The sequence below is a fragment of the Streptosporangium sp. NPDC023825 genome (genome assembly GCF_040639575.1).
In the GTDB taxonomy this organism is placed as follows: Bacteria; Actinomycetota; Actinomycetes; order Streptosporangiales; family Streptosporangiaceae; genus Streptosporangium.
Map to the genome: position 1 here is coordinate 233,693 of NZ_JBFAAE010000006.1, position 22,547 is coordinate 256,239.

Annotated in this window: 19 protein-coding genes; 3 read left to right on the plus strand and 16 right to left on the minus strand. The window is 70.9% G+C overall.

Annotation, left to right across the window (positions count from 1 at the left end):
- Positions 1 to 49 precede the first annotated feature (49 nt).
- Complete coding sequence (uvrA, locus tag AB0G15_RS08560) at positions 50 to 2,890, minus strand: excinuclease ABC subunit UvrA (protein WP_362836686.1); 2,841 nt, start codon at positions 2,888 to 2,890, stop codon at positions 50 to 52.
- Positions 2,891 to 3,159: 269 nt separating this feature from the next.
- Here uvrA and AB0G15_RS08565 point away from each other — a divergent pair, with 269 nt between their 5' ends.
- Positions 3,160 to 3,801: an MBL fold metallo-hydrolase gene (locus AB0G15_RS08565; RefSeq protein ID WP_362836688.1), complete on the plus strand. Its 642-nt coding sequence runs from the start codon at positions 3,160 to 3,162 to the stop codon at positions 3,799 to 3,801.
- A 76-nt stretch (positions 3,802 to 3,877) separates the two neighbouring features.
- On the opposite strand, the gene AB0G15_RS08570 is transcribed toward AB0G15_RS08565, so the two are convergent.
- From AB0G15_RS08570 to AB0G15_RS08630, 13 genes are all read right to left on the minus strand, one after another.
- Positions 3,878 to 4,147 (minus strand): hypothetical protein, encoded by a 270-nt coding sequence (locus AB0G15_RS08570; RefSeq protein WP_362685654.1) that lies wholly within the window; start codon positions 4,145 to 4,147, stop codon positions 3,878 to 3,880.
- 135 nt (positions 4,148 to 4,282) lie between these two features.
- Complete coding sequence (gene pssA, locus AB0G15_RS08575; protein WP_362685651.1) at positions 4,283 to 5,116, minus strand: CDP-diacylglycerol--serine O-phosphatidyltransferase; 834 nt, start codon at positions 5,114 to 5,116, stop codon at positions 4,283 to 4,285.
- Positions 5,103 to 5,726 (minus strand): phosphatidylserine decarboxylase, encoded by a 624-nt coding sequence (locus AB0G15_RS08580; RefSeq protein WP_362836690.1) that lies wholly within the window; start codon positions 5,724 to 5,726, stop codon positions 5,103 to 5,105. The genes pssA and AB0G15_RS08580 overlap by 14 nt, the downstream gene beginning before the upstream one ends.
- Before the next feature lie 151 nt (positions 5,727 to 5,877).
- Positions 5,878 to 6,867 carry a TerC family protein gene (locus tag AB0G15_RS08585; RefSeq protein ID WP_362836692.1) on the minus strand — a complete coding sequence of 330 codons (990 nt, stop codon included), beginning with the start codon at positions 6,865 to 6,867 and terminating at the stop codon, positions 5,878 to 5,880.
- 410 nt (positions 6,868 to 7,277) lie between these two features.
- Positions 7,278 to 8,438 (minus strand): glycosyltransferase family 4 protein, encoded by a 1,161-nt coding sequence (locus tag AB0G15_RS08590; RefSeq protein ID WP_362836694.1) that lies wholly within the window; start codon positions 8,436 to 8,438, stop codon positions 7,278 to 7,280.
- A gap of 20 nt (positions 8,439 to 8,458) precedes the next feature.
- Positions 8,459 to 10,117 (minus strand): lipid II flippase MurJ, encoded by a 1,659-nt coding sequence (locus tag AB0G15_RS08595; RefSeq protein WP_362836696.1) that lies wholly within the window; start codon positions 10,115 to 10,117, stop codon positions 8,459 to 8,461.
- Positions 10,114 to 11,034 carry a hypothetical protein gene (locus tag AB0G15_RS08600; RefSeq protein WP_362836698.1) on the minus strand — a complete coding sequence of 307 codons (921 nt, stop codon included), beginning with the start codon at positions 11,032 to 11,034 and terminating at the stop codon, positions 10,114 to 10,116. The genes AB0G15_RS08595 and AB0G15_RS08600 overlap by 4 nt, the downstream gene beginning before the upstream one ends.
- Before the next feature lie 4 nt (positions 11,035 to 11,038).
- Positions 11,039 to 12,025, minus strand: a complete 987-nt coding sequence (locus tag AB0G15_RS08605; protein ID WP_362836700.1) for a copper transporter — start codon at positions 12,023 to 12,025, stop codon at positions 11,039 to 11,041.
- Positions 12,022 to 13,233 (minus strand): putative cytokinetic ring protein SteA, encoded by a 1,212-nt coding sequence (steA, locus tag AB0G15_RS08610; protein WP_362836702.1) that lies wholly within the window; start codon positions 13,231 to 13,233, stop codon positions 12,022 to 12,024. Before steA ends, AB0G15_RS08605 begins: the two co-directional genes overlap by 4 nt.
- 176 nt (positions 13,234 to 13,409) lie before the next feature.
- Complete coding sequence (gene recN, locus AB0G15_RS08615; RefSeq protein ID WP_362836704.1) at positions 13,410 to 15,122, minus strand: DNA repair protein RecN; 1,713 nt, start codon at positions 15,120 to 15,122, stop codon at positions 13,410 to 13,412.
- Positions 15,123 to 15,212: 90 nt separating this feature from the next.
- On the minus strand, positions 15,213 to 16,118 hold the full coding sequence (locus tag AB0G15_RS08620; protein ID WP_362836706.1) for an NAD kinase: 906 nt from the start codon (positions 16,116 to 16,118) through the stop codon (positions 15,213 to 15,215).
- Positions 16,119 to 16,619: 501 nt separating this feature from the next.
- Complete coding sequence (locus AB0G15_RS08625; RefSeq protein ID WP_362698629.1) at positions 16,620 to 17,438, minus strand: TlyA family RNA methyltransferase; 819 nt, start codon at positions 17,436 to 17,438, stop codon at positions 16,620 to 16,622.
- Entirely contained in the window at positions 17,435 to 17,836 is a 402-nt protein-coding gene (locus tag AB0G15_RS08630; protein ID WP_362836708.1) for a hypothetical protein, read from the minus strand. Before AB0G15_RS08630 ends, AB0G15_RS08625 begins: the two co-directional genes overlap by 4 nt.
- Positions 17,837 to 18,404: 568 nt before the next feature.
- Between AB0G15_RS08630 and AB0G15_RS08635 the strand changes: the two genes are divergently transcribed.
- Entirely contained in the window at positions 18,405 to 18,752 is a 348-nt protein-coding gene (locus AB0G15_RS08635) for an SCP2 sterol-binding domain-containing protein (protein ID WP_362836710.1), read from the plus strand.
- Between the two features lie 352 nt (positions 18,753 to 19,104).
- Here AB0G15_RS08635 and AB0G15_RS08640 read toward each other — a convergent pair whose 3' ends face one another.
- Both AB0G15_RS08640 and AB0G15_RS08645 read right to left on the minus strand, forming a co-directional pair.
- Complete coding sequence (locus tag AB0G15_RS08640) at positions 19,105 to 20,124, minus strand: HAD-IIA family hydrolase (protein ID WP_362836712.1); 1,020 nt, start codon at positions 20,122 to 20,124, stop codon at positions 19,105 to 19,107.
- A gap of 393 nt (positions 20,125 to 20,517) precedes the next feature.
- Positions 20,518 to 20,949 (minus strand): tetratricopeptide repeat protein, encoded by a 432-nt coding sequence (locus tag AB0G15_RS08645; RefSeq protein WP_362836714.1) that lies wholly within the window; start codon positions 20,947 to 20,949, stop codon positions 20,518 to 20,520.
- A 117-nt stretch (positions 20,950 to 21,066) separates the two neighbouring features.
- On the opposite strand from AB0G15_RS08645, the gene AB0G15_RS08650 reads away from it, so the two are divergent.
- Entirely contained in the window at positions 21,067 to 22,482 is a 1,416-nt protein-coding gene (locus tag AB0G15_RS08650; protein ID WP_362836716.1) for a DUF1015 domain-containing protein, read from the plus strand.
- Positions 22,483 to 22,547 lie beyond the last annotated feature (65 nt).

The following is a 22,547-nucleotide window of genomic DNA, read 5'->3' on the forward strand; positions in this document are numbered from 1 at the left end:
GCTCCGCGTCAAGGGTATTGACGGGGCGGCCCGGTCCGGAATCCGGCCTTCAGCTGCCGAGGATCTTGCGCAGGAAGCGGCCGGTGTGGCTCTCGTCGACCAGCGCGACCTCCTCGGGCGTGCCGACGGCGAGCACGCTGCCGCCCCGGGAACCACCCTCGGGGCCCATGTCGATCAGCCAGTCGGCGGTCTTGATCACGTCGAGGTTGTGCTCGATGACGATGACCGTGTTGCCCCCGTCGACGAGTTTGCCCAGGACGCCCAGCAGCCTGCGGATGTCCTCGAAGTGCAGGCCGGTGGTGGGCTCGTCGAGCACGTAGATCGTCCGCCCGGTGGAGCGGCGCTGCAGCTCGGAGGCGAGCTTGACGCGCTGGGCCTCGCCGCCGGACAGGGTCGTGGCGGGCTGGCCGAGCCTGACGTAGCCCAGGCCGACGTCGTTGAGCGTCTTCAGGTAGCGCTTGATGGCCGGGATGGAGTCGAAGAAGTCCAGGGCCTCCTCGATCGGCATGTCGAGCACCTCGGAGATCGTCTTGCCCTTGTAGTGGACCTCCAGGGTCTCCCGGTTGTAGCGCGCCCCGTGGCAGACCTCGCAGGGCACGTAGACGTCCGGCAGGAAGTTCATCTCGATCTTGAGGGTGCCGTCTCCCGAGCAGGCCTCGCACCGGCCGCCCTTGACGTTGAAGCTGAACCGGCCCTTCTGGTAACCGCGGACCTTGGCCTCGGTGGTCTGCGCGAACAGGTCGCGGACCTTGTCGAAGACACCGGTGTAGGTCGCCGGGTTGGACCGGGGCGTGCGGCCGATCGCCGACTGGTCGACGTGCACGACCTTGTCGACCAGGTCCATCCCGTTGACCCGCGCGTGGCGGCCGGGGACGGTGCGCGCGCCGTTCAGCTCCTTGGCCAGCGCGTTGTAGAGGATGTCGTTGACCAGGGTGGACTTACCCGACCCCGAGACCCCGGTGACCGCGGTCAGCAGCCCCAGCGGGAACTCCACGTCGACGCCCTTGAGGTTGTGCTCGCGGGCGCCCTTCACGGTGATCTGCCGCTTCTTGTCACGCTTGCGGCGGGTGGCCGGGATCGCGATCGTCTTGCGGCCGGACAGGTAGGCGCCGGTCATCGAGTTCTCCGAGGCCAGCAGGTCGGCCACGGTGCCCGAGACGACGACCTGGCCGCCGTGCTCACCCGCTCCGGGGCCGATGTCGACCACCCAGTCGGCGGCGGCGATGGTGTCCTCGTCGTGCTCGACCACGATGAGCGTGTTGCCCATGTCGCGCAGCCTGATCAGGGTCTCCAGCAGCCGCTGGTTGTCCCGCTGGTGCAGGCCGATGGAGGGCTCGTCCAGCACGTACAGCACTCCGACCAGGCCCGAGCCGATCTGGGTGGCGAGCCGGATGCGCTGCGCCTCGCCACCGGCGAGGGTGCCGGAGGCCCGGTCCATGGTCAGGTAGTCGAGACCCACGTCGAGCAGGAAGCCCATCCGGGCGTTGATCTCCTTGACCACCCGCTCGGCGATGTGCATGTCGCGGTCGGACAGCTTCAGCCCCGCCAGGAACTTCGCGCAGTCGCCGATCGACATCGACGAGACGTCGGCGATCGAGCGGCCGTCGACCGTGACGGCGAGCGAGACCGGCTTGAGCCTGGCCCCCTCGCAGGCCGGGCACGGGATCTCCCGCATGTAGCCTTCGTACTTCTCGCGCATGCCGTCGCTGTCGGACTCGCCGTGGCGGCGCTGCACCCAGGGGATGACCCCCTCGAAGGTGGTGTAGTAGGAGCGCTGGCGGCCGTAGCGGTTGCTGTAGCGGACGTGGACCTGCTCGTCGTGGCCGTACAGCAGGGCCTTCTGCGCCTTCTTGGGCAGCCGCTCCCACGGGGTGTCGAGACCGAAGCCCATGGTCAGGCCGAGCGCCTCGACCAGGCGTACGAAGTAGTCGCTGGTGTGGCCGCCGGCCCACGGGGAGAGCGCGCCCTCGCCCAGCGGCCTCTCCGGGTCGGGTACGACCAGGTCGGGGTCGACCTCCATCCGGACGCCAAGGCCCGTGCACTCCGGGCAGGCGCCGAAGGGCGAGTTGAACGAGAACGAGCGAGGCTCCAGCTCCTCGAACGACAGGTCGTCGTAGGGGCAGTAGAGGTGCTCTGAGTAGAAGCGCTCGCGGTTGGGGTCGTCCTCGGGCAGGTCGACGAACTCCAGGGTGATCGTCCCGCCCGACAGGCTCAGGGCGGTCTCCACCGAGCCGGTCAGGCGGCTGCTCGCGCCCTCCTTCACGGCCAGCCGGTCGACGATCACCTCGATGTCGTGCTTCTCCTGCTTCTTCAGCGTCGGCGGCTCGTCCAGCCGGACCACCGTGCCGTCGACGCGGGCGCGGGCGAAGCCCTTCGCCTGGAGCTGGGTGAACAGCTCGGCGTACTCGCCCTTGCGGCCGCGGACCACCGGGGCGAGCACCTGGAAGCGGGTGCCCTCCTCCAGCTCCATGACCCGGTCGACGATCTGCTCGGGGCTCTGCCTGGCGATCGCCCGCCCGCACTGCGGGCAGTGCGGCTTGCCGATCCGCGCCCAGAGCAGGCGCAGGTAGTCGTACACCTCGGTGATCGTGCCGACGGTGGAACGAGGGTTGCGGCTCGTCGACTTCTGGTCGATCGACACCGCGGGCGAGAGCCCCTCGATGAAGTCGACGTCGGGCTTGTCCATCTGCCCGAGGAACTGCCGCGCGTACGCCGACAGCGATTCGACATAGCGGCGCTGGCCTTCGGCGAAGATCGTGTCGAAGGCCAGGCTGGACTTGCCCGAGCCGGACAGTCCGGTGAAGACGATCAGAGAGTCTCGCGGCAGGTCCAGCGAGACGTCCTTGAGGTTGTGTTCACGTGCACCACGCACGATGAGGCGGTCAGCCACAGCAGTCCCGACGTCGTTGATAGAGGGTTGGAAGCGGTCGCGGGAAGACTAGCGAGAGGGGCCGACAATTTTCCGGACCGGCGTCCGGAGTCGTTTTCCCGCCCTCTCCAGCCTACGGCCTTCGCCCGGACATGGCAGGTGGCCCACGGTTTCAACGATGTGAACACCCCTGCTTATGCCCCAACCGGCCCGCCGGGCGGAATGATGAGGGTGACGAGGGCAGGGCGCGCGCCGCCCGGCCCTCCCGCGACCCCGTCCGAGGAGAATCCGTGACGTACACCGGTGATGTTCAGGTCGGCGGCCCCGCCGACCTGCGCGAGCTGCCCGCCCTGACGATCGCCAAGCTGGCCGTCGGCCCGTTCGACAACAACGCCTACCTGGTCCGGTGCACCCAGACCGGCGACGGCGCGCTCATCGACGCGGCCGCCGAGCCCGACCGGCTGCTCGAACTCATCGGCGACCGGCCGATCAGCAAGATCGTCACCACCCACCAGCACGGCGACCACTGGCAGGCCCTGGAGGAGGTCGCCAGGGCGACCGGCGCCTCGGTGATCGCCCACCCGCTCGACGCGGGGGCACTGCCGGTACCGGTGGACCTGGAGGTGGAGGACGGCGACGGGATCACCGTCGGCGTGGTCAGCCTGGAGGTGATCCACCTGCGCGGGCACACCCCCGGCTCGATCGCCCTGCACTATCCGGGCCACCTGTTCACCGGCGACTCGCTCTTCCCCGGCGGCGTCGGCAACACCAACAAGGATCCCGAACGGTTCGCCCAGCTCTTCGCCGACGTGTCGGAGCGGATCTTCGACCGGTTGCCGGACGACACCTGGGTCTACCCGGGCCACGGCAAGGACACCACGCTCGGCGCCGAGCGCCCCTCGCTGCCCGAGTGGCGCGAGCGCGGCTGGTGACACACCCCCGGGGGCGGGGAGGCCGGGCCCGTACGGCCGGGCTCCCCGCCGCCCGGGCGCGGCACGAAGGCGGCCCTCAGCCGCCGAAGACCCGGAGGATCCGATCCGCCGCCTTGGCCGGATCCTCCACCCGCTCCACCAGGTCGCCCCAGGACCAGCGGTAGAACCAGCCCTCGGCCAGCGGGACGCAGTCGAGGGTCTCGTTGAACATCGCCGCCTCGGGATCGCTGACCCGCAGCGACGGCGGGCTCCGCCTGAGCGTCACGCTCATGCCCCTCAGCTCCAGCTCACGGGCGAGCATGCCGAGGAAGTAGGTACGGGTGTGCTCATGCGGCTCAGCTCCCATGAGGCAATTGAACGCAGCCACGCCGGACATGGGAAGCGTGCCGGGGCATTCCGGGACGAGAACGGGTCCGGGCATGGCGTACCGGCGACCATTCGCCATGCCCGCGGGGAGACGGCGTGAGCGCGCCGCGGGCGGTCAGCCGACCCCGGCGGACGCCTTGCGCTGCTCCTTGCGCTTCTCCCGCTTGAACATCAGGACCCGCAGCGGGATGGCCGCCACGATCGTCATCTGCATGACCGCCCCGACCTTGATCAGCGTGTCGCCACCGGCCAGGCCCGCGACCCAGATGGTGAGGCAGGCGACGTTGATCATCATCCAGGCGAGCACCGCGGCGGCCAGGTTGCCCTTGGGCTTGGGATACTCGATGCGGCTCACCATGAGGTACGCCACCCCGAAGACGGGCAGGATCGTCCAGATCGACGGGGGGAACAGCAGCACGATCGAGACCACGGTCATCGCGCCCATCGGGATGGGCAGCCCCATGAAGTCGCCGCTCTTGGTCTTCACACAGGCGAAGCGCGCGAGCCGGACGACCCCGGCCAGCAACACCGAAGACGCCGCGGCCATCACCAGCAGAAAGGGAATCTGCTGGTTGAAACCCGCCCAGATGACCACCATGAAGGCGGGCGCGAAGCCAAAGCTGATCACATCGGCGAGGTTGTCCAGCTCGGCGCCCATGGCCGAGGCGCGGAACTTGCGGGCCACCAGGCCGTCGAACAGGTCGCAGGTGGCGCCGATCAGCAGGAGCACCACCGCGGTGCCGAAGAAGCGAGGATCGGCCGCGAAGGGCTTGTCCTGCTGCAGCGCGCTGATGGCCGACCAGGCGAGCACGCAGACCGCGAGGAAGCCGCAGAGGGCGTTGCCGAGAGACAGGGAGTCCGCGGCCGACAGCCGGAACGCCTTGCCCACGGGTCCTCGTGGCTCGTCGTCCGTCTCGTCCATCGGCCAGCTCGCGTCAGCCGTGGTCAAGACCCGTCACCCCCGCGACCGTCTTCTGGCCCACGGAGACGGCCGGGGCGATCCCCTCGGGAAGGTAGACGTCGACCCGCGAGCCGAGCCTGATCAGGCCGATCCGCTGGCCCTTGGCGACCTTCGCCCCCTCGGCCACGTAGGGCACGATGCGGCGCGCGACCGCGCCGGCGATCTGGACCAGCTCGATGTCGCCGAGCGCGGTGTCCAGGTGCCAGACGACCCGCTCGTTGGTGTCGCTGTCCTTGTTGAACGCGGGCAGGTACCCCCCGGACACGTGTTCCATCGAGGTGACCGTGCAGGCCAGCGGCGCCCGGTTGACGTGTACGTCGAGCGGGCTCATGAAGATCGCGACCCGGGTGCGGCCGTCCGGCCACGGGTCGATGCTCTGCACCACGCCGTCCGCGGGCGACAGGATCCGCCCGGTGCCCGGAGTGCGATCCGGATCGCGGAAGAACCAGAGCATCCCGCCGGTGAGCGCGGTCAGCGGGACCGCCGCCAGCGCCCAGCGCCGGTCACGACGGCTGAGCAGGGAGGTCACGGCGGCGGCGGCCACGGTCGGGAGCAACCACGGGGAGACGCCACGTGCCAGGCCCAGCGGGCCTGGCATGTGGCTTGCTGAATCGTGGGACACAGGGAACCTTTGTGATGTCTTGCGGCATTAGACCGGTATGTCTACCCGCTCTGGGGCAGGATGTTACCCATCTCTCAGCCCTTATAAGGCGCAATGAGACAAGCAAAGCGCCTCACACGCCGATTCGCTAGCCCTGCTCGACACTCGCCGGGGTGGTGTTTTCCTTGCCCGCGCGGATGTCACGCCGGGCCTTGATCAAGCTGACCACGGTGGTGACGATCATCGTGACGACGATGACCGACAGCGACAACCAGATCGGCACCGCGGGGGCCCAGGAGACACCGCTGGAGTGCAGGGCCTCGAGGATCAGCTTAACCCCGATGAAACCGAGGATGAACGCAAGACCGAAGCTGAGGTAGACCAGCTTCTGGAGCAGGCCGCCCAGCAGGAAGTACAGCTGGCGCAGGCCCATCAGGGCGAACGCGTTCGCGGTGAAGACGATGAATGCGTCGGTGGTCAGGCCGAAGATCGCCGGAATCGAGTCGAGCGCGAACAGCAGGTCGGTGGTGCCGATGGCGATCATGACGATCAGCAGCGGGGTGACCAGGCGCCTGCCGTCGACCTTTACGATGATCTTGGAGCCCACGTAGTCGTCGGTGTGCGGCAGCACCCGCCGCGCCCAGCGCAGCACCGCGTTCTCCTCGAGGTGCTCCTCCTGGCCGAACTGGCGGACGAGCTGGACCGCCGTGTAGATCAGGAACAGGCCGAAGACGTAGAACAGCCAGCCGAAGTTGGCCAGGGCCGCGGCGCCGATCGCGATGAAGATGCCGCGCATGACCAGCGCCATCAGGATGCCGATCAGCAGCACCTTGTGCTGGTACACCTTCGGCACCGCGAAGCGGGTCATGATGATGTAGAAAACGAAGAGGTTGTCGATGCTCAGGCTGTACTCGGTGAGATACCCGGCGATGAACTGGCCCGCGGGGGTGGGGCCCGCGAAGACCCACAGCCCGATGCCGAAGAGCACGGCGAGGGTGACGTAGAAGCCGACCCAGAACCCGGCCTGCTTGAGGGAGAACTCTCGGGCCTCGCCTCGATCGACGATCCAAAGGTCGAAGGCGAGGACGACCAGGAGCCCGCCGATGACGGCGAACCATGCCCAGACAGGAACATTCACAACTGATAAACCTCCGGCGGCGCGCGCGACAGACTGCCGGAGGTCTCTCCCGCCCGCGTGAGGACAGGTCGACGTGAAGCGGGTCGACAACGCGGACCGACAGCCCCGGGGGCCTCGTGGAGCGAGGCAACACCGTGATGACGAGACTGTCGCGAAGGGATACTCCCCCCCTAACCACGCCAGTATAGGTGTCCGGCATGGCGGCGCCTAATCCAACATCGCGACGCCCCCGCTTGTTCCCCCCGGCCCCGGAACCGCCCGCCACCGGCCCCTCGAACCTCTCCAGTCCTCCGGAAAACCACGGGAACTCCCCCTCCGAGGTCAGGGAGAAATCCGGCACAAGCCGCGAATCTCTGCACAGTCCTGGGAAAACCCGGACGGCCCGCTCAGGGAAGTCCGGTCACCAGCGCTCAGGAAAGCCCGATGTAGGCAGCGAGCACCGCCGCGAGCGCCTCCTGCTCGCCCGGCAGCCCACGGCCCCGCCTGGCCGCGGCCGCGGCCAGTTCCCCGGCGAGACCGTCGTCGGCGAGCACCCTCGCGACCGCGTCGCGCATCGCGGCGATGTCCCCGTACGGCACCAGCAGCCCGGCCTCGCCCACCATCGCCGGGATGCCCCCCACCGCGGTGGCGATGACCGCCGTGCCCGCCCTCAGGGCCTCCTGCACGGTGAGCGGCTGTCCCTCCCAGCGGCTCGGCACCACCAGCGCCCTCGCCACCCCGAGCAGATCCCCCACGTCGGCCCGGTCGCCGAGCAGCCGTACCGGCAGGTTCTCCCGGTCGATCCGCCCCTGCAACTCCCCTCGCAGCGGCCCCTCCCCCGCCACCAGGAACACCGCCTCCGACGCCCGCTCCCCCGGGCCCCGGCCGCCCGCGGGTTCGGCGGACACCCGGCCCGGGACGGGTCCCGGGCCCCCGCGAGCCTCCCGCAGGGCCTTCACGACGTCGAGCAGGGTCTCCAGCCCCTTCTGCTGGGCGAGTCTCGCGACCGTCAGGAAGATCACCCGATCACCCGTGCCGAGCTCTCGCCGTACGTCGCCGGGCTCGCGCCCCGACGGGGGCAGCGAGGGCGCCGGAACGACGGCGGCCTCGACCCGCCCGGCGCCCAGGCGGGTCATCCGCTCCCCCAGGTCGGGGGAGACGACCAGGATCCGGTCGGCGCGGCGGGCCACGATCCGTTCCAGGAGACCGTAAACGGCACCGACGGCGCCGCCCGCGGTGGCGGCGTTGTGCAGGGTCACCACCAGGCCGGTCCCGGTCCCGGCCAGCGCGATCGCCGCCAGCGCCCCGGCCCGCAGCCCGTGGGCGTGCACCGCGTGCGCCCCGCGCAGCGCCCGGAGCGCCAGGATCGCCCGCAGGTCCCCGATCGGGCGGGGCCGGTCGGAGATCGGCACGGGCGTGAAGCGCGCGCCGAGGGCCGCGAAGCCGAAGGCCCGCTCCGTGCTCGGCGGACCCGCCACGACCACCCGGTGGCCTCCGCGCACCAGCCCCCCGGCCAGCATGGCGACGTGCCGGCCGACCCCTCCCGCGCTCGTCCCCAGCACGAGTGCCACGCGCCTGCCCTGGTCAGCCATCGGAACGGCTCCCCTGCCTCTCATCCCTCACGGCCCCCGGCGGAGCTCTCATCCCTCACAGCCCCCCGGCGGAGCCTCGCCGGCAGCGCCCGGGCGTCCTTCCCGTCGATCACCACCGCCACGGCCGCGAACGCGGCCGTCCCGGCCACGCCTGCGGCCAGCCCGGCCACCACGGACATCCACTTCGACACCGCGCCGAAGGCCTCGACCAGGAACAGCCCCGCCCCCCAGGCCGCGGCGCCCCCGGCCAGGGTCGCCAGCAGGGTGCGCGGCGTCCCCGCCAGCGCGGCCGCCCCCCTGCTACGGAGCACCGCGACGGCCAGGAGCAATCCGCCGACGGTCATGCCGACGGTGCTGCCCAGTGCCAGCTGCCCGACCACGTCGGGCCGGTCCCCCGCGGCGTGGGCGAGCACGATCTGGGCCAGCAGCGCCACGGCCCAGCCGGTCACCGAGGCGACGGCCGCCGACCGGCCCCGCCCGCAGGCGTACAGGATGCGGGCGAGGTGCAGCATGAGCGCGTACCCGACCAGGCCCGGCGCGAACAGCGCGACGGCCCTCGCCATCTCGGCGGGCTCGCCGCCCGGGGTGTCCTCCAGGAACACCCTCGACACCGGTACGGCCACCGCCGCCATCACCCCGGCCGCGAGCCCCGTCATCAGGAGCACCGCCCGGGTGGTGGAGGCGGTCAGGGCGTCGAAGCCCGGCGTGTCCCCCTCGGCCGCCCGGGTGGACAGCACCGGGAACGAGCTGGTGGCGATCGGCATCACGAGCACCGCGTACGGCAGCTGGTACAGCGCCCAGGCGTAGGTGTAGACGGCGACCGCGCCCTCGCCGCCCAGGCCGTTGGCCAGGCGGATGACGACGATCAGCGCGACCTGCTGGGCGACCAGCACGGCGAGACCCGCGGTGGCGAGCCTCCGCGCCTTGATCGCGACGCCCGGCGGGAACGACAGCGTGGGCCGCAGCCGCAACCGCAGCCGGGACACCGGGCCGACGACGGTGAGCACCATCGCGGCGGCGGCGACGGTCGCGCCGAGGGAGAGCGACAGCTGCCCGGCGCCGCTGAGCTGCGACAGGTCTTCGGCGGCCTCCTCGTTGACCGCCTCGAACAGCAGGTTGGAGGTGACGATGAGCAGGCTGGAGACCAGCGGCGCCAGGGCCGGGCCCATGAACCGCCGGTGGGCCTGGAGCACCCCGTACAGCACCACGGCCAGCCCGAAGAAGATCATCCGAGGAGCGAAGACGACGAGCATGCCGGTGCCGGCCTCGACGACGCCGGCCGGTTCGCATCCGTGCGGATCGCCCATGAGCAGCGCGACGATCGGCCCGGCGAACGCGACGATGAGCAGCGTCAGCGGCACCAGGACGAGCATCGCCCAGGTGAGCAGCGCCGAGGTGGTCCGGCTCACCTCGGCCCTGGCCTCGGGGTCGTCGTCGGACCTCGCGGCCGCCGAGGCCAGCACCGGCACCACCATCCCGGCCAGCACGCCACCCGCGACCAGCTCGAAGACGATGTTGGGCACGTAGTTGGCGGTGTTGTAGGCGGTGCCCAGGCAGCTGTTGCCGACGCTCTGCGACTGGACGAGATACCGGCCGAACCCGACGAGCCGGGCCAGGACGGTCACGACTCCGATGAGGAGTGCCGCTCCCGCGACCCCCCGCGCGATCCTCGTGCTCATCGGGGGGTGGGTGCCTGCTCCACAGGGCGACGGCCGAGCATGTCGACGCGGTGCAGGAGGGAGTTGCCCGCGATCACCTTGGTGAAGCTGATCCTCTCCGAGGCCGCGGTCAGCGCGACCACGGTGCCGAGCACGGCGAGCCGTCCGGGACGGCCCAGGGTGACGGCGGCGGCCAGGCCGAGGAGCGCGCCCAGCGCGTTGGCCCCCGCGTCGCCGAGCATCGCCCGCTCGCCGAGGTCCTCGGGCAGCAGCGCGGCGGCGGCCCCCATGGGGAGCGCGGCCAGGGTGGCCGGGACCGGGTCGTTCTTGAGCAGTCCCGCGGCGAGCAGGGGCGCCCCTGCGAGCAGGCCCACCTTCACAGCACGCCCTGGCCGCAGGTCGAAGAGGTTGGCCAGATTGGCGCTCCCGGCGATCAGCCCGCCGTTGACGACGACATCAAAAAAGGCGCGGGGGACATCAAAAGAAGCGCGGGGGACGTCGAAGCGGTCGCGGGAGATGACGGCGGCGGCGGCCAGGCCGGTCGCGCCGATGCCGAGGATCTTCACGGCCCCGCTGGTGACCTCGCCCTTGGCCAGGGCGCTCAGATGCCCCTTGAACCCCTTGGACGAGGTCGCGCCGTACAGGTCGTCGTAGGCTCCGAGGCCACCGCCGCCCGCCACCGCCAGCAGCGCCGCCACCCGGACCCCACCGGGCAGCCCGGGAATCACGGCCGCGGCGGCCCCGGCGCCGGCCACGAACGCCGGGCCCTCCAGCAGGGTGATCGGCTCGCCCCGGTGGTTCGTCCGGGTCCAGGTCTCCGCGTCGCCTACCGGCGGCCTGCGGGTGAAGGCGGCGTACGCGGCACGCGCGGCGACCGCGCCGAGGAACGCGCCGGCGAGGGCACCCGCGAGGGCGCGGGGGAAAGCGCGACGAGCCATCGGGTCATCCTCCGGAGGTGGCCGTGGCGGCCGTGGGGGCGGCCGTGGGGGTCGGCGTCGCACTGGGCTCGATGCCGGAGACGCCGGGGCCGATGCCGTACTGGCCGGCCAGCCCGGTGAGTTGCTCTCGGAGAGCGTAGACCACCACGACCCGTCCCGCGGGCATATCGGCGGTGTCGACGCTGGAGACCTTCTCGGTGAGAGCCGCGTCCTCGCGGAGCGCGGCGATGACCCCGCCGGTCGCGACCGAGGTCTGCGTACCGGCCAGCACGGTGCCCTGGCCCGCGTCGTCCAGGCCGACCGCCAGCGTCACGAGCGCGCTCGCCTGCTCGCCCGCGGTCTCCCCGGTGTACGCCTCCGCCGGGGCGATCACCAGGGCCACCTCGGCGCGCTTGGCGGGTTCGCCGGTGACGGTGAGCAGTCCGCCGCGCTGGAAGGCGTCGAGGATGCCGGCCCCGGCCGGGTGCTCCTTGCCCACCTGGCTGGAGTCACTGGTCAGGATCGCGCCGGCGAGCACCTCGGCCGCCTTGTCGTACGCCGTGTCCTCGACGGAGAAGACGGTCTCGGGGGCCTTGGCGCCGACGGCCAGCTTGTCGAGGAAGCCCGCCTGGGCGGGATCGGTGTACCGCTCGGCGAGGGTGATCCGGCCGGTCACGGTCGCCCCCGCCTCCTCGATCACCTGCTGCGCCGCCTCACGCACGCTCGCCGTGCTGCCCGGGGCCTCGACGATCACGACGCTCTCGCCGGCGAGAGCGTCCTGGACCAGCCGGGGGGTGTCGGCGGCCACGAACGCGTCGTTGGCGGCCTCACGCTTCTGCAGGGCCTCGACCTGGTCGCGGAGCTCGTTGTTGCCCTCGCGGAACTGGTTGACGGCCAGCTCGCTCGCCTTGATGACGGGGTCTTCGAGCAGGGTGGTGCCCAGCACGATGCCCACCGACAGCGCGAGGAAGATCGCGACGATGGAGACGAGGTGATAGCGGAAATCGATCACGAGAAGAGTCCGACCAGCCAGAAGATGAAGCCGCTCCAGACGTCGCGCATGCTGTCCAGCCAGATCTTGCCCACCGGGGAGACGACGATCGCCACCCCCATGGTGATCAGCGTGGTGGCGACGAGCAGGAGCAGGGACGGTGTGGAGATCCGGCTGCGGTAGAGCCGGCTGACGCCTTTCGCGTCGATGAGCTTGCTGCCCACCCGCAGGCGGGTGAGGAAGGTGCTGGCCATGCCTGAGCGGCCCTTGTCGAGGAACTCCACCAGGGTCGCGTGGGTGCCGACGGCGACGATGAGATCGGCGCCCTTGTCGTCGGCGAGCAGCATCGCGATGTCCTCGCTGGTGCCGATCGCCGGGAAGAGCACCGCGGTGCGGCCCAGCTGCTGGACCCGCTCCAGCCCCGGCGCCCGGCCGTCGCGGTAGGCGTGCACGACCAGCTCGGCGCCGGTGGTGAGCGCCTTGGTGGAGACCGAGTCGAAGTCTCCGACGATGATGTCGGGCAGGTATCCGGCCTCCAGCAGCGCGTCCGCGCCCCCGTCCACCCCGATCATGACCGGACGGTACTCGCGGATGTAGGGACGGAGGGCGGCGATGTCCTCCTTGTAGTGGTAACCGCGCACCACGATGAGGACGTGCCTGCCCTCCATGACGGTCCGGACGTCGGGAACGCCGATCCCGTCGATGAGGAGGTCGCGCTCGCGGCGGACGTACTCCATGGTGTTGGCCGCGAACGCCTCGATCTGCACCGTCAGCCCGGCCCGCGCCTCGCTCATCGCGGCCTCGACGGACTCGGCCGTCTGCACGTCGCCCTTGCCGACCACCTCGTCGTCGAGGTGAACGACGCCCTCGTGCAGCCTGACCAGGTCGCCGTCCTTGATCCGCTCGAACAGCTCGGGGGTGGCGTTGTCGACGAACGGCACCCCGGCGTCGACGATGATCTGCGGGCCCAGATTGGGATAGCGGCCGCTGATGCCGGAGGCGACGTTGACGACACCTGCCGCGCCGCACGCGACAAGCGCCTCCGCGCTCACCCGGTCAACGTCAACGTGATCGATAATCGCGATTTCCCCGGCCCTGAGGCGCTTGGTCAGCCTCTTGGTCCGCCGATCGATTCTCGCCACTGCCGTCACCCCGGGAAGGTCAGTGACCTTCCTGCGGCGGAGGTACCCGGTGAGCCCGTTTTTCAGCCCGTCAATCGGCACCTTCATCACGACCATCCTGCCAGAGGGAACGACCGGGAGAGCCAAACAGCCGGCAGCGTGTCAGATCCGTCACCCGAAATCCCTGGCACCTACTCCCCCGGACCATACGAATTACTCCTTCAACCCGTCACGCGCTCCATTACCCCTTTATCCGGCCTATTCGGCCCGTTTCAACTGTCCGGTCACGCCTTGTCGGCGGCGGCGATCGACAGCAGTTCCTCGGCGTGCGCGCGGCCCAGCTCGGAGTCCTCGAGCCCGGCGAGCATGCGGGAGAGCTCGCGCGCCCGGCCGTCCTTGTCGAGGGCGATCACGCCGCTGCGCACCACGCTCCCGTCATCGGCCTTCTCCACGACGAGATGCTGGTCGGCGAAGGCCGCGACCTGCGGGAGATGGGTGACGACGATCACCTGGGAGGTGCGGGCCAGCCGCGCCAGCCTGCGGCCGATCTCCACCGCTGCCTTGCCGCCCACGCCCGCGTCGACCTCGTCGAAGACGAACGTCGGGACCGGGTCGGCACCGGCGAACACCACCTCGATGGCGAGCATCACCCGGCTCAGCTCGCCTCCGGAGGCGCCCTTGTTCAGCGGCAGGAGCGGCGAGGCCGGGTGCGGCGCCATGCGCAGCTCGACCTCGTCGACGCCCTGCGGGCCGAACTCGGGGGCGGCGGCGATGGTGACCACCACCCTGGCGTGCGGCATGGCCAGCGCGGTGAGCTCCTCGGTCACGGCCCGCCCAAACCGCTCCGCGGCCGCCGTCCTGATCCGGGTCAGCTCGGCGGCCAGCTCGGTGAGGCGCTCGGTGAGCTCCTCGTGCTCGCGGGTGAGCTCGCCGATGCGATCGTCGTCGCCGTCGAGCTCCGCCACCCGGGCGGCGGCCCGCGCCGCCCAGGCGAGCACCTCCGCGGTGTCCTGGCCGTACCTGCGGATGACGTGGATGAGCACGGCCCGCCGCTCCTGCACGACCGCGAGCCGGCCCGGGTCGGCGTCGACCGACTCGAAGTACGCGGCCAGCTCGGTGGCGACGTCGGAGATCAGATAGCCCGCCTCCGCGAGCCGGTCGGCGATCCCGGCGAGCGCGGGGTCGAAGTCGCGCACCGCCTCGACGGCCGCGCGGGCCTCGCCGACCAGCGCGATGGCGTCCGGCATGGCCTGCTCGCCGGACAGCGGGTCACCGAGCAGCGCCCGGTGCGCCGCCTCCGCGGCGCCCCTGAGGGAGTCGGCGTGGGAGAGCCGCTCCTCCTCCTCGCGCAGCTCGATCTCCTCGCCGGGCTTGGGGTCGGCCTTCTCGATCTCGCCGAGCCCGAACCTGAGCTGGTCGGCCTCCTGGGCGCGTTCCCTGGCCCTGGTGGTCAGCTCCTCCAGCTGCTCCGCGATCTTCCTGTGCCGTTTGTAGGCCTGCTCGTAGGCGCGCAGCGGCTTGACCAGTTCCTCGCCGGCGTAGCGGTCGAGGGCGGCCCGCTGGCGGCCCGGCTGCAGCAGCCGCTGCTGGTCCATCTGGCCGTGCACGGCCACCAGGTCCTCGGCCAGGTAGGTGAGGGTGCCGACGGGAACGGTGCGCCCGCCCAGCCAGGCGCGGCTGCGCCCCTCGACGGAGACCGTCCGCGAGATGATCAGCTCGCCGTCCTCGACCACGCCGCCCACGTCCTGCACCTGCTGGGCGACCCGTCCCGCCGGGTCGACGATCAGCGTGCCCTCGATGGTGGTCTTGCCGGAGCCGGGGCGGACCCGGGCGGGGTCGGCACGGCCGCCGAACAGCAGCCCCAGGCCGGTCACCACCATGGTCTTACCCGCGCCCGTCTCGCCCGTGACCACGGTGAATCCCGGCGCCAGCTCCAGGACGGCCTCGTCGATCACGCCGAGCCCCTGGATGCGGACCTCCTCGACTCTAGGTCGCACTGGTCCCTCCCGTCACATCGAATTCACCGAACATCAGTGCGGTGCGCGGGCACGATCCTACGCGCTTGAGGCGTCGCCCGCCCGGACGAACTAGGGCCTTACACGGCCACGCCACCCCTGCACGGGGAGATCGAACTTGGCGACCAGCCTGTCGGTGAACGGCGCCCCGGTGTCCTCCAGACCGTGCAGCCGCGCCAGCCGTACCGGCAGCGCGGCCCGCCTGAGCTCCACCCTCGCCCCGGCGGGCAGGTCGAACCTGCGTCGGCCGTCGCACCACAGCACCGCGCCCGCCGTCTCCGGCTGGATCTCCAGTGCCAGCTTCGAGCGGGGCGAGACCACCAGTGCGCGGGCGAACAGGGCGTGGGCGCTGATGGGCACCAGCAGCAAAGCCTCCACCTCGGGCCACACGACCGGGCCCCCGGCGGAGAAGGCGTACGCGGTCGAGCCGGTCGGCGTGGCGCAGATCACCCCGTCGCACCCCCAGCGCGACAGCGGGCGCCCGTCGATCTCGGCGACCACCTCGAGCATCCGCTCGCTCTTCTCGACGGTGGCCTCGTTCAGCGCCCAGCTGTCGGCCAGCAGCTTGCCGTTGAGGCGGGCGGTGACCTCGATGGTCATCCGCTCCTCGACGTCGTAACGGCCGTCCACCACGCTGTCGACCGCGTCCGCCAGGTCCTCCACCTCCGCCTCGGCCAGGAAGCCCACGTGGCCGAGGTTGACCCCCAGCAGCGGCACTCCCGCCGGGCGGGCGAGCTCGGCGGCCCTCAGGAGGCTGCCGTCCCCGCCGAGCACGATCATCATCTCGGCGGCGTCGACCGCCGCCGAACCGGCGGGCACCACGTCGGCCCCCGCGCAGGCGATCTCGTCGGCCTCGGCACTGAGAACGCGCACGTTCAGCCCGGCGTCCACGAACCGCTGGATCACCATCCGGGCGCTGTCGACGGCCGCCGCCCGCCCGGTGTGCGCGGTGACCAGCACGGTGCGCTTGGCAGTCATCGATTCTCCTTGAACGTGGAGACCCTCGCCCCGAGGTGGGACCCGAGGTGGGAGAGGAGACGCGGCGCGGCGCCGCGCGTTTCGGTACCGTGCCCGGCGATGACCGGGCCGGTACGAGTGTGCCCGGCGGTGTCCCCGCCGGACCTGCGAAGAGGTGAAACGCCTGTGGAGCTGGAGTAGGACCTCAAGGAATTTCTCCTGGCGGGCGACCGGCGGTGAATCGGGAACTCTCATGGATGATCGCGGGAATCCCCTCCGTCCGGACGGTGCGTTCCGGGGAGGGGACTCCGGGGACGGTGAGGAGGATGTCAAGTCTCCACTCTCCCGGGTCGCCAGGCACCGAGGGCGCCCGGGTAGCCGGAAGTTCGGGAGGCCCGGAAGCCTGGGAGGCGGAGCCCGGGAGCCTGGGAGGCGGAGCCCGGGAGCCTGGGAGGCGGAGCCCGGGAGCCTGGGAGGCGGAGCCCGGGAGGCAGAGCCTCGGAGCCCGGGGCCGAGAAGGACCTACCGGGGGCCTTCGGCCACCGCCCGCTCGATCTCCGCGTCAAGGTCGGGGACCGGCGGAGCGCCCTCTCCCTTGCCCAGCCAGATGACGTACTCGACGTTGCCGGACGGACCCGGCAGCGGGCTCGCGGTGACCCCCCGCACGCTCAGGCCGAGGGTTCGCGCGGCTTCGGCCACATCCCGTACGGCCCCTGCGCGAAGTTCCGGGTCGCGGACGACCCCGCCCGCGCCGACCCGCTCCCTGCCGACCTCGAACTGGGGTTTGACCAGCATCGCGAAATCGGCCCGCCCGGCGGCGCACAGGGCCAGGGCGGGCAACACCAGACGCAGGGAGATGAAAGAGAGATCGCCGACGATCAGCGTGGGAGCCTCGCCGACCATGTCGGGTTTCAGGTCCCTGACGTTGACCCGCTCCATGACCGTGACCCTGTCGTCGGTCCGCAGCGACCAGGCGAGCTGGCCGTACCCGACGTCGACGGCCAGCACGTGGGCCGCTCCGGCGCGCAGCAGCACGTCGGTGAAGCCTCCGGTCGAGGCACCCGCGTCCAGGCAACGACGTCCTTCCACAGTGAGGCCCAGGGGTCCGAAGGCCTCCAGCGCGCCGAGGAGCTTGTGCGCGCCCCGCGAGACGTAGTCGGGTCCCTCCGCCGCCTCCGCGACCACGATCGCCGAGGCCGTGTCGACCTGGGTCGCGGGCTTGGCGGCGACCTGGCCGCCGACGCTGACCCGGCCGGCCTCGATGAGCTGGGCCGCCTGTTCCCGGGACCGCGCCAGTTTCCGGCGGACGAGCTCGCTGTCGAGACGTGTCCGCCGGCTCACGGGCGCCGGTCCAGGGTGCCGTCCGCCTGGGCCGTCTCCGGCCCGGAGACACCGTACGCCGAGGCCGGCCCCTGTCCTGAAAGGCCGTCCGCTCCCGGAAGGCCGTCCGCTCCCGAAACAGCATCCGCTCCCGAAACAGCGTCCGCCAGGACCGGCCCCCGCCCCGAGACACCGTAGGCCGGGGTGATCACCCGCCCCGGGATGTCGCCGGCCGCGACGAGCTCCCGCCCTGAGACGTCGTTCACCGCGGCGAGCGCCTGCTCCAGTCCGGTGAACACCTCCTCGAAGACGTCCGCGTGCGCCGAGACGGGCAGGGCGCCGAGACGGGTGAGCCCGCCCAGCGCGGCCTCCACCCGCTCGTCGCCCGTCTCGCCCGTCTCTTCCAGCAGGTCCGTCATGCGCCCCCTCCGGCACCGCTCCTGGCCGCCTCGGCCCTCGTGGCCGTCTCCGCGGCCCTTCCTCCGTACGAACACGGCCGCCGCCGCACGAGCACGATGCTCTCCGGCCTCGCGCCCGTGGATTCCCCGACCGTATCGGAACCCGCGTTCCTCGTCGCCTCGGCGGGCTTTCCCCCTTCTCCGGTTCTCCGGCTTTGCCGCGCTCGCGGCCTCCCCACCTCCGTACCCGGGTTCCCCACGCCACCCGGGGGCACCCGGACGCCGCCGCCCCGCCTGCTCGGGCCGGTCCCGCACAGAGCGATCCGACGCCGGCCCGTCCAGCGTGGGCCGGCAGGGAAGGGGTTCTCCAAAAATGGGTAAACCGTGAACTATCACGGGGGGCTCGCTCGTTGTCATCCCATTAAGGTCGGCGACCGCCAACGCATACCCGCGTGACGTTCGACGCCATGGCAGAAGCCTCTTTCTCCGGCACCCCCGCGCCGGATTGCATGCCGTACCCATGTGGAACGCTACCGTCCGTACCTGAAAAGAATTCGGATCGGTCAGGAAGAGAAGGGAGCGCCACGCGATGGCGACCGTCGACGAGTGCCGGGTGGCACTGCGCAAACTCGGCGAGCAGTTCGACGAGGTTGACCAGGAAAGCCGCGCCAAGCACGTGGTCGAGCGCAGCATCAGCTGCCATGTCAAGGATCTCGACGTCACCTTCTACGGCCGCATCCACCATGGTGGCCTCGGCCCCTTCGAAGATCTGTCCGCGAACGACGGCAGGCAGGCCGACGTGAAACTGACCATCGGCAGCGACGATCTCATCTCCCTGGTCAACGGGGAACTCGACATGGGACGGGCCGTCTTCAGCGGGAGGGTCAAGGTCGACGCCAGCTTCAGCGACCTTCTTCGCCTGCGCAAGCTTCTTTGAGGAGCCCGCCCTCGGGCGGGATCACGCGGGAGGCTCAGGCGGAATCACGCGGGACCACGCGGGAGGCTCAGGCGAGATCATGCGGGACCACGCGAGAGATTCAGGCGAGATCACGCGGGACCACGCGGGAGATTCAGGCGAGATCACGCGGGAGGAGCGTCGCCGACGCCGACGGCGGCCGATCCGGCTACGGTCTCCCGGTCATCGAGGCGACGTCGCCCGGGATCCACGCGGATCCCGGGCAAGATCCACGTGGATCCACACGGGAGTGGTCAGAGGGCGCGGGCGGTCGTCCCGGCCGGAGCGCGGGGTGGGCTGCGCGGGTCAGTGCGGAGTTGGTGAAGCGACCGTCTCAGCCGGAGTGCGAGGTGGGCGACGAGAACACGAAGTCGAGTGCCGCCTTCACCGCGTCCTCGTCCGCCCGGTCCTCGCCCGCCGCCTCCCAGGTCGCGGCGGATGCGGCGCGGAGCCCGTCGAGCGGCTCACCTCCGCCCTCGATGGTGAGCGCACCCCCCTCCCAGCGGGCCGTCCACCCCTCGCAGGTCCACCCGTTCCCGGTCCGCCGCACCTCGGGGTAGGACCGGTGCAGGCCTGACAGATCCCCGGCGATGTAGGTGGGCCGGTGCCGTGGAACGGCGGTCAGCACGTCGAGCGGGCTCGCCACCCCGGTCAGGACCAACAGGCTGTCCACCCCGGCGTTGTTCGCCCCCTCGATGTCGGTGTCGAGCCGGTCACCGACCACCAGAGGCCGCCGCGATCCGGTACGGAGCATCGACTCGCGGTGCAGCGGCGGCTCGGGCTTTCCCGCGACGATCGGCTCCACCCCGGTCGCCGTGGCGATGACCCTGATCATCGCGCCGTTGCCGGGAAGCTCGCCCCTGCCGGTCGGCATGGTCGAGTCGGCGTTGGCGGCGACGAAGAGGGCTCCCTCCCTCACCGCGAGTGTTCCCTCGGCCAGCAGGCCGTAGGACAGGTCGGGAGCGATGCCCTGGACGACCGCGGCCGGCGCGTCCAGGGCGGTGCTGACCGGACGCAGTCCGTGGGCGCGCAGGGCGGAGCGCAGGCCCATCCCGCCGACCACCAGCACCGCGGCGCCCGGTTCGACCCGCTCGGCCACGAGCCGCGCGGCGGCCTGGGCGGAGGTCACGACATCCTCGGCGGCCGCCGGAGCGCCCAGTGCACGCAGGTGCTGGGCGATGGCGGCGGGGGTGCGTGAGGCGTTGTTGGTGACGTAGGCGAGACGCACACCACGCTCCGCCGCCCGGCTCAGCGCCTCGGGAGCCGCCGGTACGGCATCGCGCCCGAGATACACCACCCCGTCGAGGTCAAGGAGAAGAGTGTCGTACGGGTCGATCAGCGTATTCGTGTCCACTGGCCCATTTCATCACCCGCGTTCCACCACCCGCACGGGTCCATGGGACGGAGCGGTCTGAATCACATCCGGCGAACCCCTCCAGATCACATCAGGCGAGCACCCGTGGGCCGCGCCGGCAGACCGGTATGGATTCACACGCGACGGACACCTGCGGCCACCTTGGCACTCTCGCATGGACCGCATGGACCGCATGGACCACATGGACCACATGGACCACATACGGCGAACACCCGCGACCACACCGGCGAGCCCGCGCAGATCACGCGATGTCCATCCTCATTTCACGGCGCTACGCCTGCTGCCTGGGAAAACTCGTACACCACCTCTGCGGAGGCAGCCACGGATCACATCCCGCGCACGCGGGATCGCGGCGGTGCACTCGCATGGATCTCACATCCTGCGGGCGCGCAGCGTGGCACGAACGCTTTTCAGCGCGGAAACGTAGTGCCGCAGGTCGGGTCGCATCGCGACGGCGATGGCCAGGGGCTCCTGAGCCCCCTCCATGTCCCCGGTACGCCAAAGCGCGAGTCCGAGCCCGAAATACGCATAGTCCTCAGCCGGATTGGCATCGATGATCAAGCGAAAACTGTCGACGGCGTCGGCGTACTGCCGGGAGTTGAACTGCGCTCTGGCGAGAGCCTCCCGGATGCTCCGTGACTCCGGCTCCGCGTCGGCCGCCCGTTCCAGCAGCGCGGCCGCCGCCGCCGGACTGCCCTCGGCCAGCAGCCTCATCCCTCGTTGAAACCATTCGTAGACGTCCCCGACCGGAGCGCCCGTCTCGGGGTTGGGGGAATCAGACGGACCGCCACGTCCTTGGACCATTGTGTGAGGCCTCCTTCATCGACAGACGACAGATCTGGCCGATTCCCTGACGGACCGGGCACCACGGACTTGAAGCGGCCCCCAGCCGTTTCAGGCCTTTATGGCAGCATGCCCTCTATGGCGAATCCTGAACTGCCGATACCCGGCGGGCTGGTGCTACGCCCGTTTCGTGGCGTACGGTTCACGGTCGACGATCTGGCCGGGGTCACCTCACCGCCTTACGACCTCATTGACGAGGCCGGCGTGCGAAAGCTGCTCGACACCCATCCCAACAACGTGGTGCGTTTGATCCTTCCCGGCACCGACCAGCACAGATACGCCGAGGCGCGAGAGACGCTTCACCAATGGCTGGCCTCCGGGGTGCTGGCCGCCGACGAGACGCCCGCGGTCTACGTCTATGAGCAGTCGGGTCCCGGGGTCCTGCAGCGCGGAATCATCGGCGACGTGGGCCTGGCCGGTCCGGAACTGCACATCGTCCTGCCCCACGAGGACGTGATGCCCGGGCCTGTCGCCGACCGGCTGGCGCTGATGAGCACCACTGAGGCCAACTTCGAGCCCATCTTCCTGCTCTACGACGGCGCGGGCGGCGCCACCACCCGCCTCGTCGACCGTATCGCCGCGTCCCGGCCCCCGCTGGCGGAGGCGAAGACCGAAGACGAGGTCAGGCACCGGATATGGGCCGTCACCGACAGTGAGGAACTCGCCTCCATCGACGCCGACCTTCGCCCCCACCAGGCCCTCATCGCCGACGGGCACCATCGTTACGCCACCTACCTCGCGCTCCAGCGGGAACACCGTGCCGTCACCACACGTGGTGCGGCCGTCACTCCCGATACGGCCGACACGGCGGGGACCGCGGGGACGGCCGTGGGGCGGGCGGAGACCGTGAAATCGGTGACGCCGGCGAGTCCCGTGGAGCCTGAACCATGGGACTTCGGTCTCGCGCTCCTGGTGGACTCCAGCGCCTACCCGCCGGATCTGAAGGCCATCCACCGGGTCATTCCCGAACTGCCGCTTGAAGAGGCGCTGGCCAAGGCCAAGGGTTCGTGGCGGGTACAGGAGTACGCGGACCTGGCCGAAGGCCTGGCCGCGTTGGACGAGACCAGCGGACCGGCCTATCTGCTGTCCTCCGGCGGGCTCACCCACCTTCTCACCGACCCTGACCCCACTCAGCTGGAACACGCCATGCCGTCCGAGCGCTCGGCCGGGTGGCGAGCGCTGAACACCTCCATCCTCGCGGAGTTTCTCCTGCCGAAGGTTTGGGGGATGCGGGACGACGAGCTGTCGGTGCGCATCGTCCACCACGACCCGGAGGCCGCCGTACGGCTCGCCCAGGCCTCCGGGGGGACCGCGGTGCTGTTGCGCCCGCTCGCCGTCGACGATGTGCTCGCGGTCGCGGCCCAGGGAGAGCGGGTGCCCCGCAAATCCACTTCCTTCGGCCCTAAGCCCAGGACCGGCCTGGTCCTGCGCCTGCTCACCCCGGCTGGGACATCGTCCACGAACAACCCGCCCTTCGAGAATCCCGGCTCCTGAGTGAGAGTTCGAGGAGACCGAATCTGAGAGGAAGCCAGGTCTCTGGGAGACTCCGCGATCCCGGG

Coding starts and splice junctions, on each gene's coding strand:
- steA (WP_362836702.1), bottom strand. CDS start 13,233: ATGAAGGTGCCGATTGACGGGCTGAAAAACGGGCTCACCGGGTACCTC.
- AB0G15_RS08590 (WP_362836694.1), bottom strand. CDS start 8,438: ATGGCTGACCAGGGCAGGCGCGTGGCACTCGTGCTGGGGACGAGCGCG.
- AB0G15_RS08595 (WP_362836696.1), bottom strand. CDS start 10,117: ATGAGCACGAGGATCGCGCGGGGGGTCGCGGGAGCGGCACTCCTCATC.
- AB0G15_RS08650 (WP_362836716.1), top strand. CDS start 21,067: ATGGCGAATCCTGAACTGCCGATACCCGGCGGGCTGGTGCTACGCCCG.
- AB0G15_RS08630 (WP_362836708.1), bottom strand. CDS start 17,836: ATGACGGACCTGCTGGAAGAGACGGGCGAGACGGGCGACGAGCGGGTG.
- AB0G15_RS08600 (WP_362836698.1), bottom strand. CDS start 11,034: ATGGCTCGTCGCGCTTTCCCCCGCGCCCTCGCGGGTGCCCTCGCCGGC.
- AB0G15_RS08620 (WP_362836706.1), bottom strand. CDS start 16,118: ATGACTGCCAAGCGCACCGTGCTGGTCACCGCGCACACCGGGCGGGCG.
- AB0G15_RS08645 (WP_362836714.1), bottom strand. CDS start 20,949: ATGGTCCAAGGACGTGGCGGTCCGTCTGATTCCCCCAACCCCGAGACG.
- AB0G15_RS08580 (WP_362836690.1), bottom strand. CDS start 5,726: ATGCCAGGCCCGCTGGGCCTGGCACGTGGCGTCTCCCCGTGGTTGCTC.
- AB0G15_RS08570 (WP_362685654.1), bottom strand. CDS start 4,147: ATGGGAGCTGAGCCGCATGAGCACACCCGTACCTACTTCCTCGGCATG.
- AB0G15_RS08635 (WP_362836710.1), top strand. CDS start 18,405: ATGGCGACCGTCGACGAGTGCCGGGTGGCACTGCGCAAACTCGGCGAG.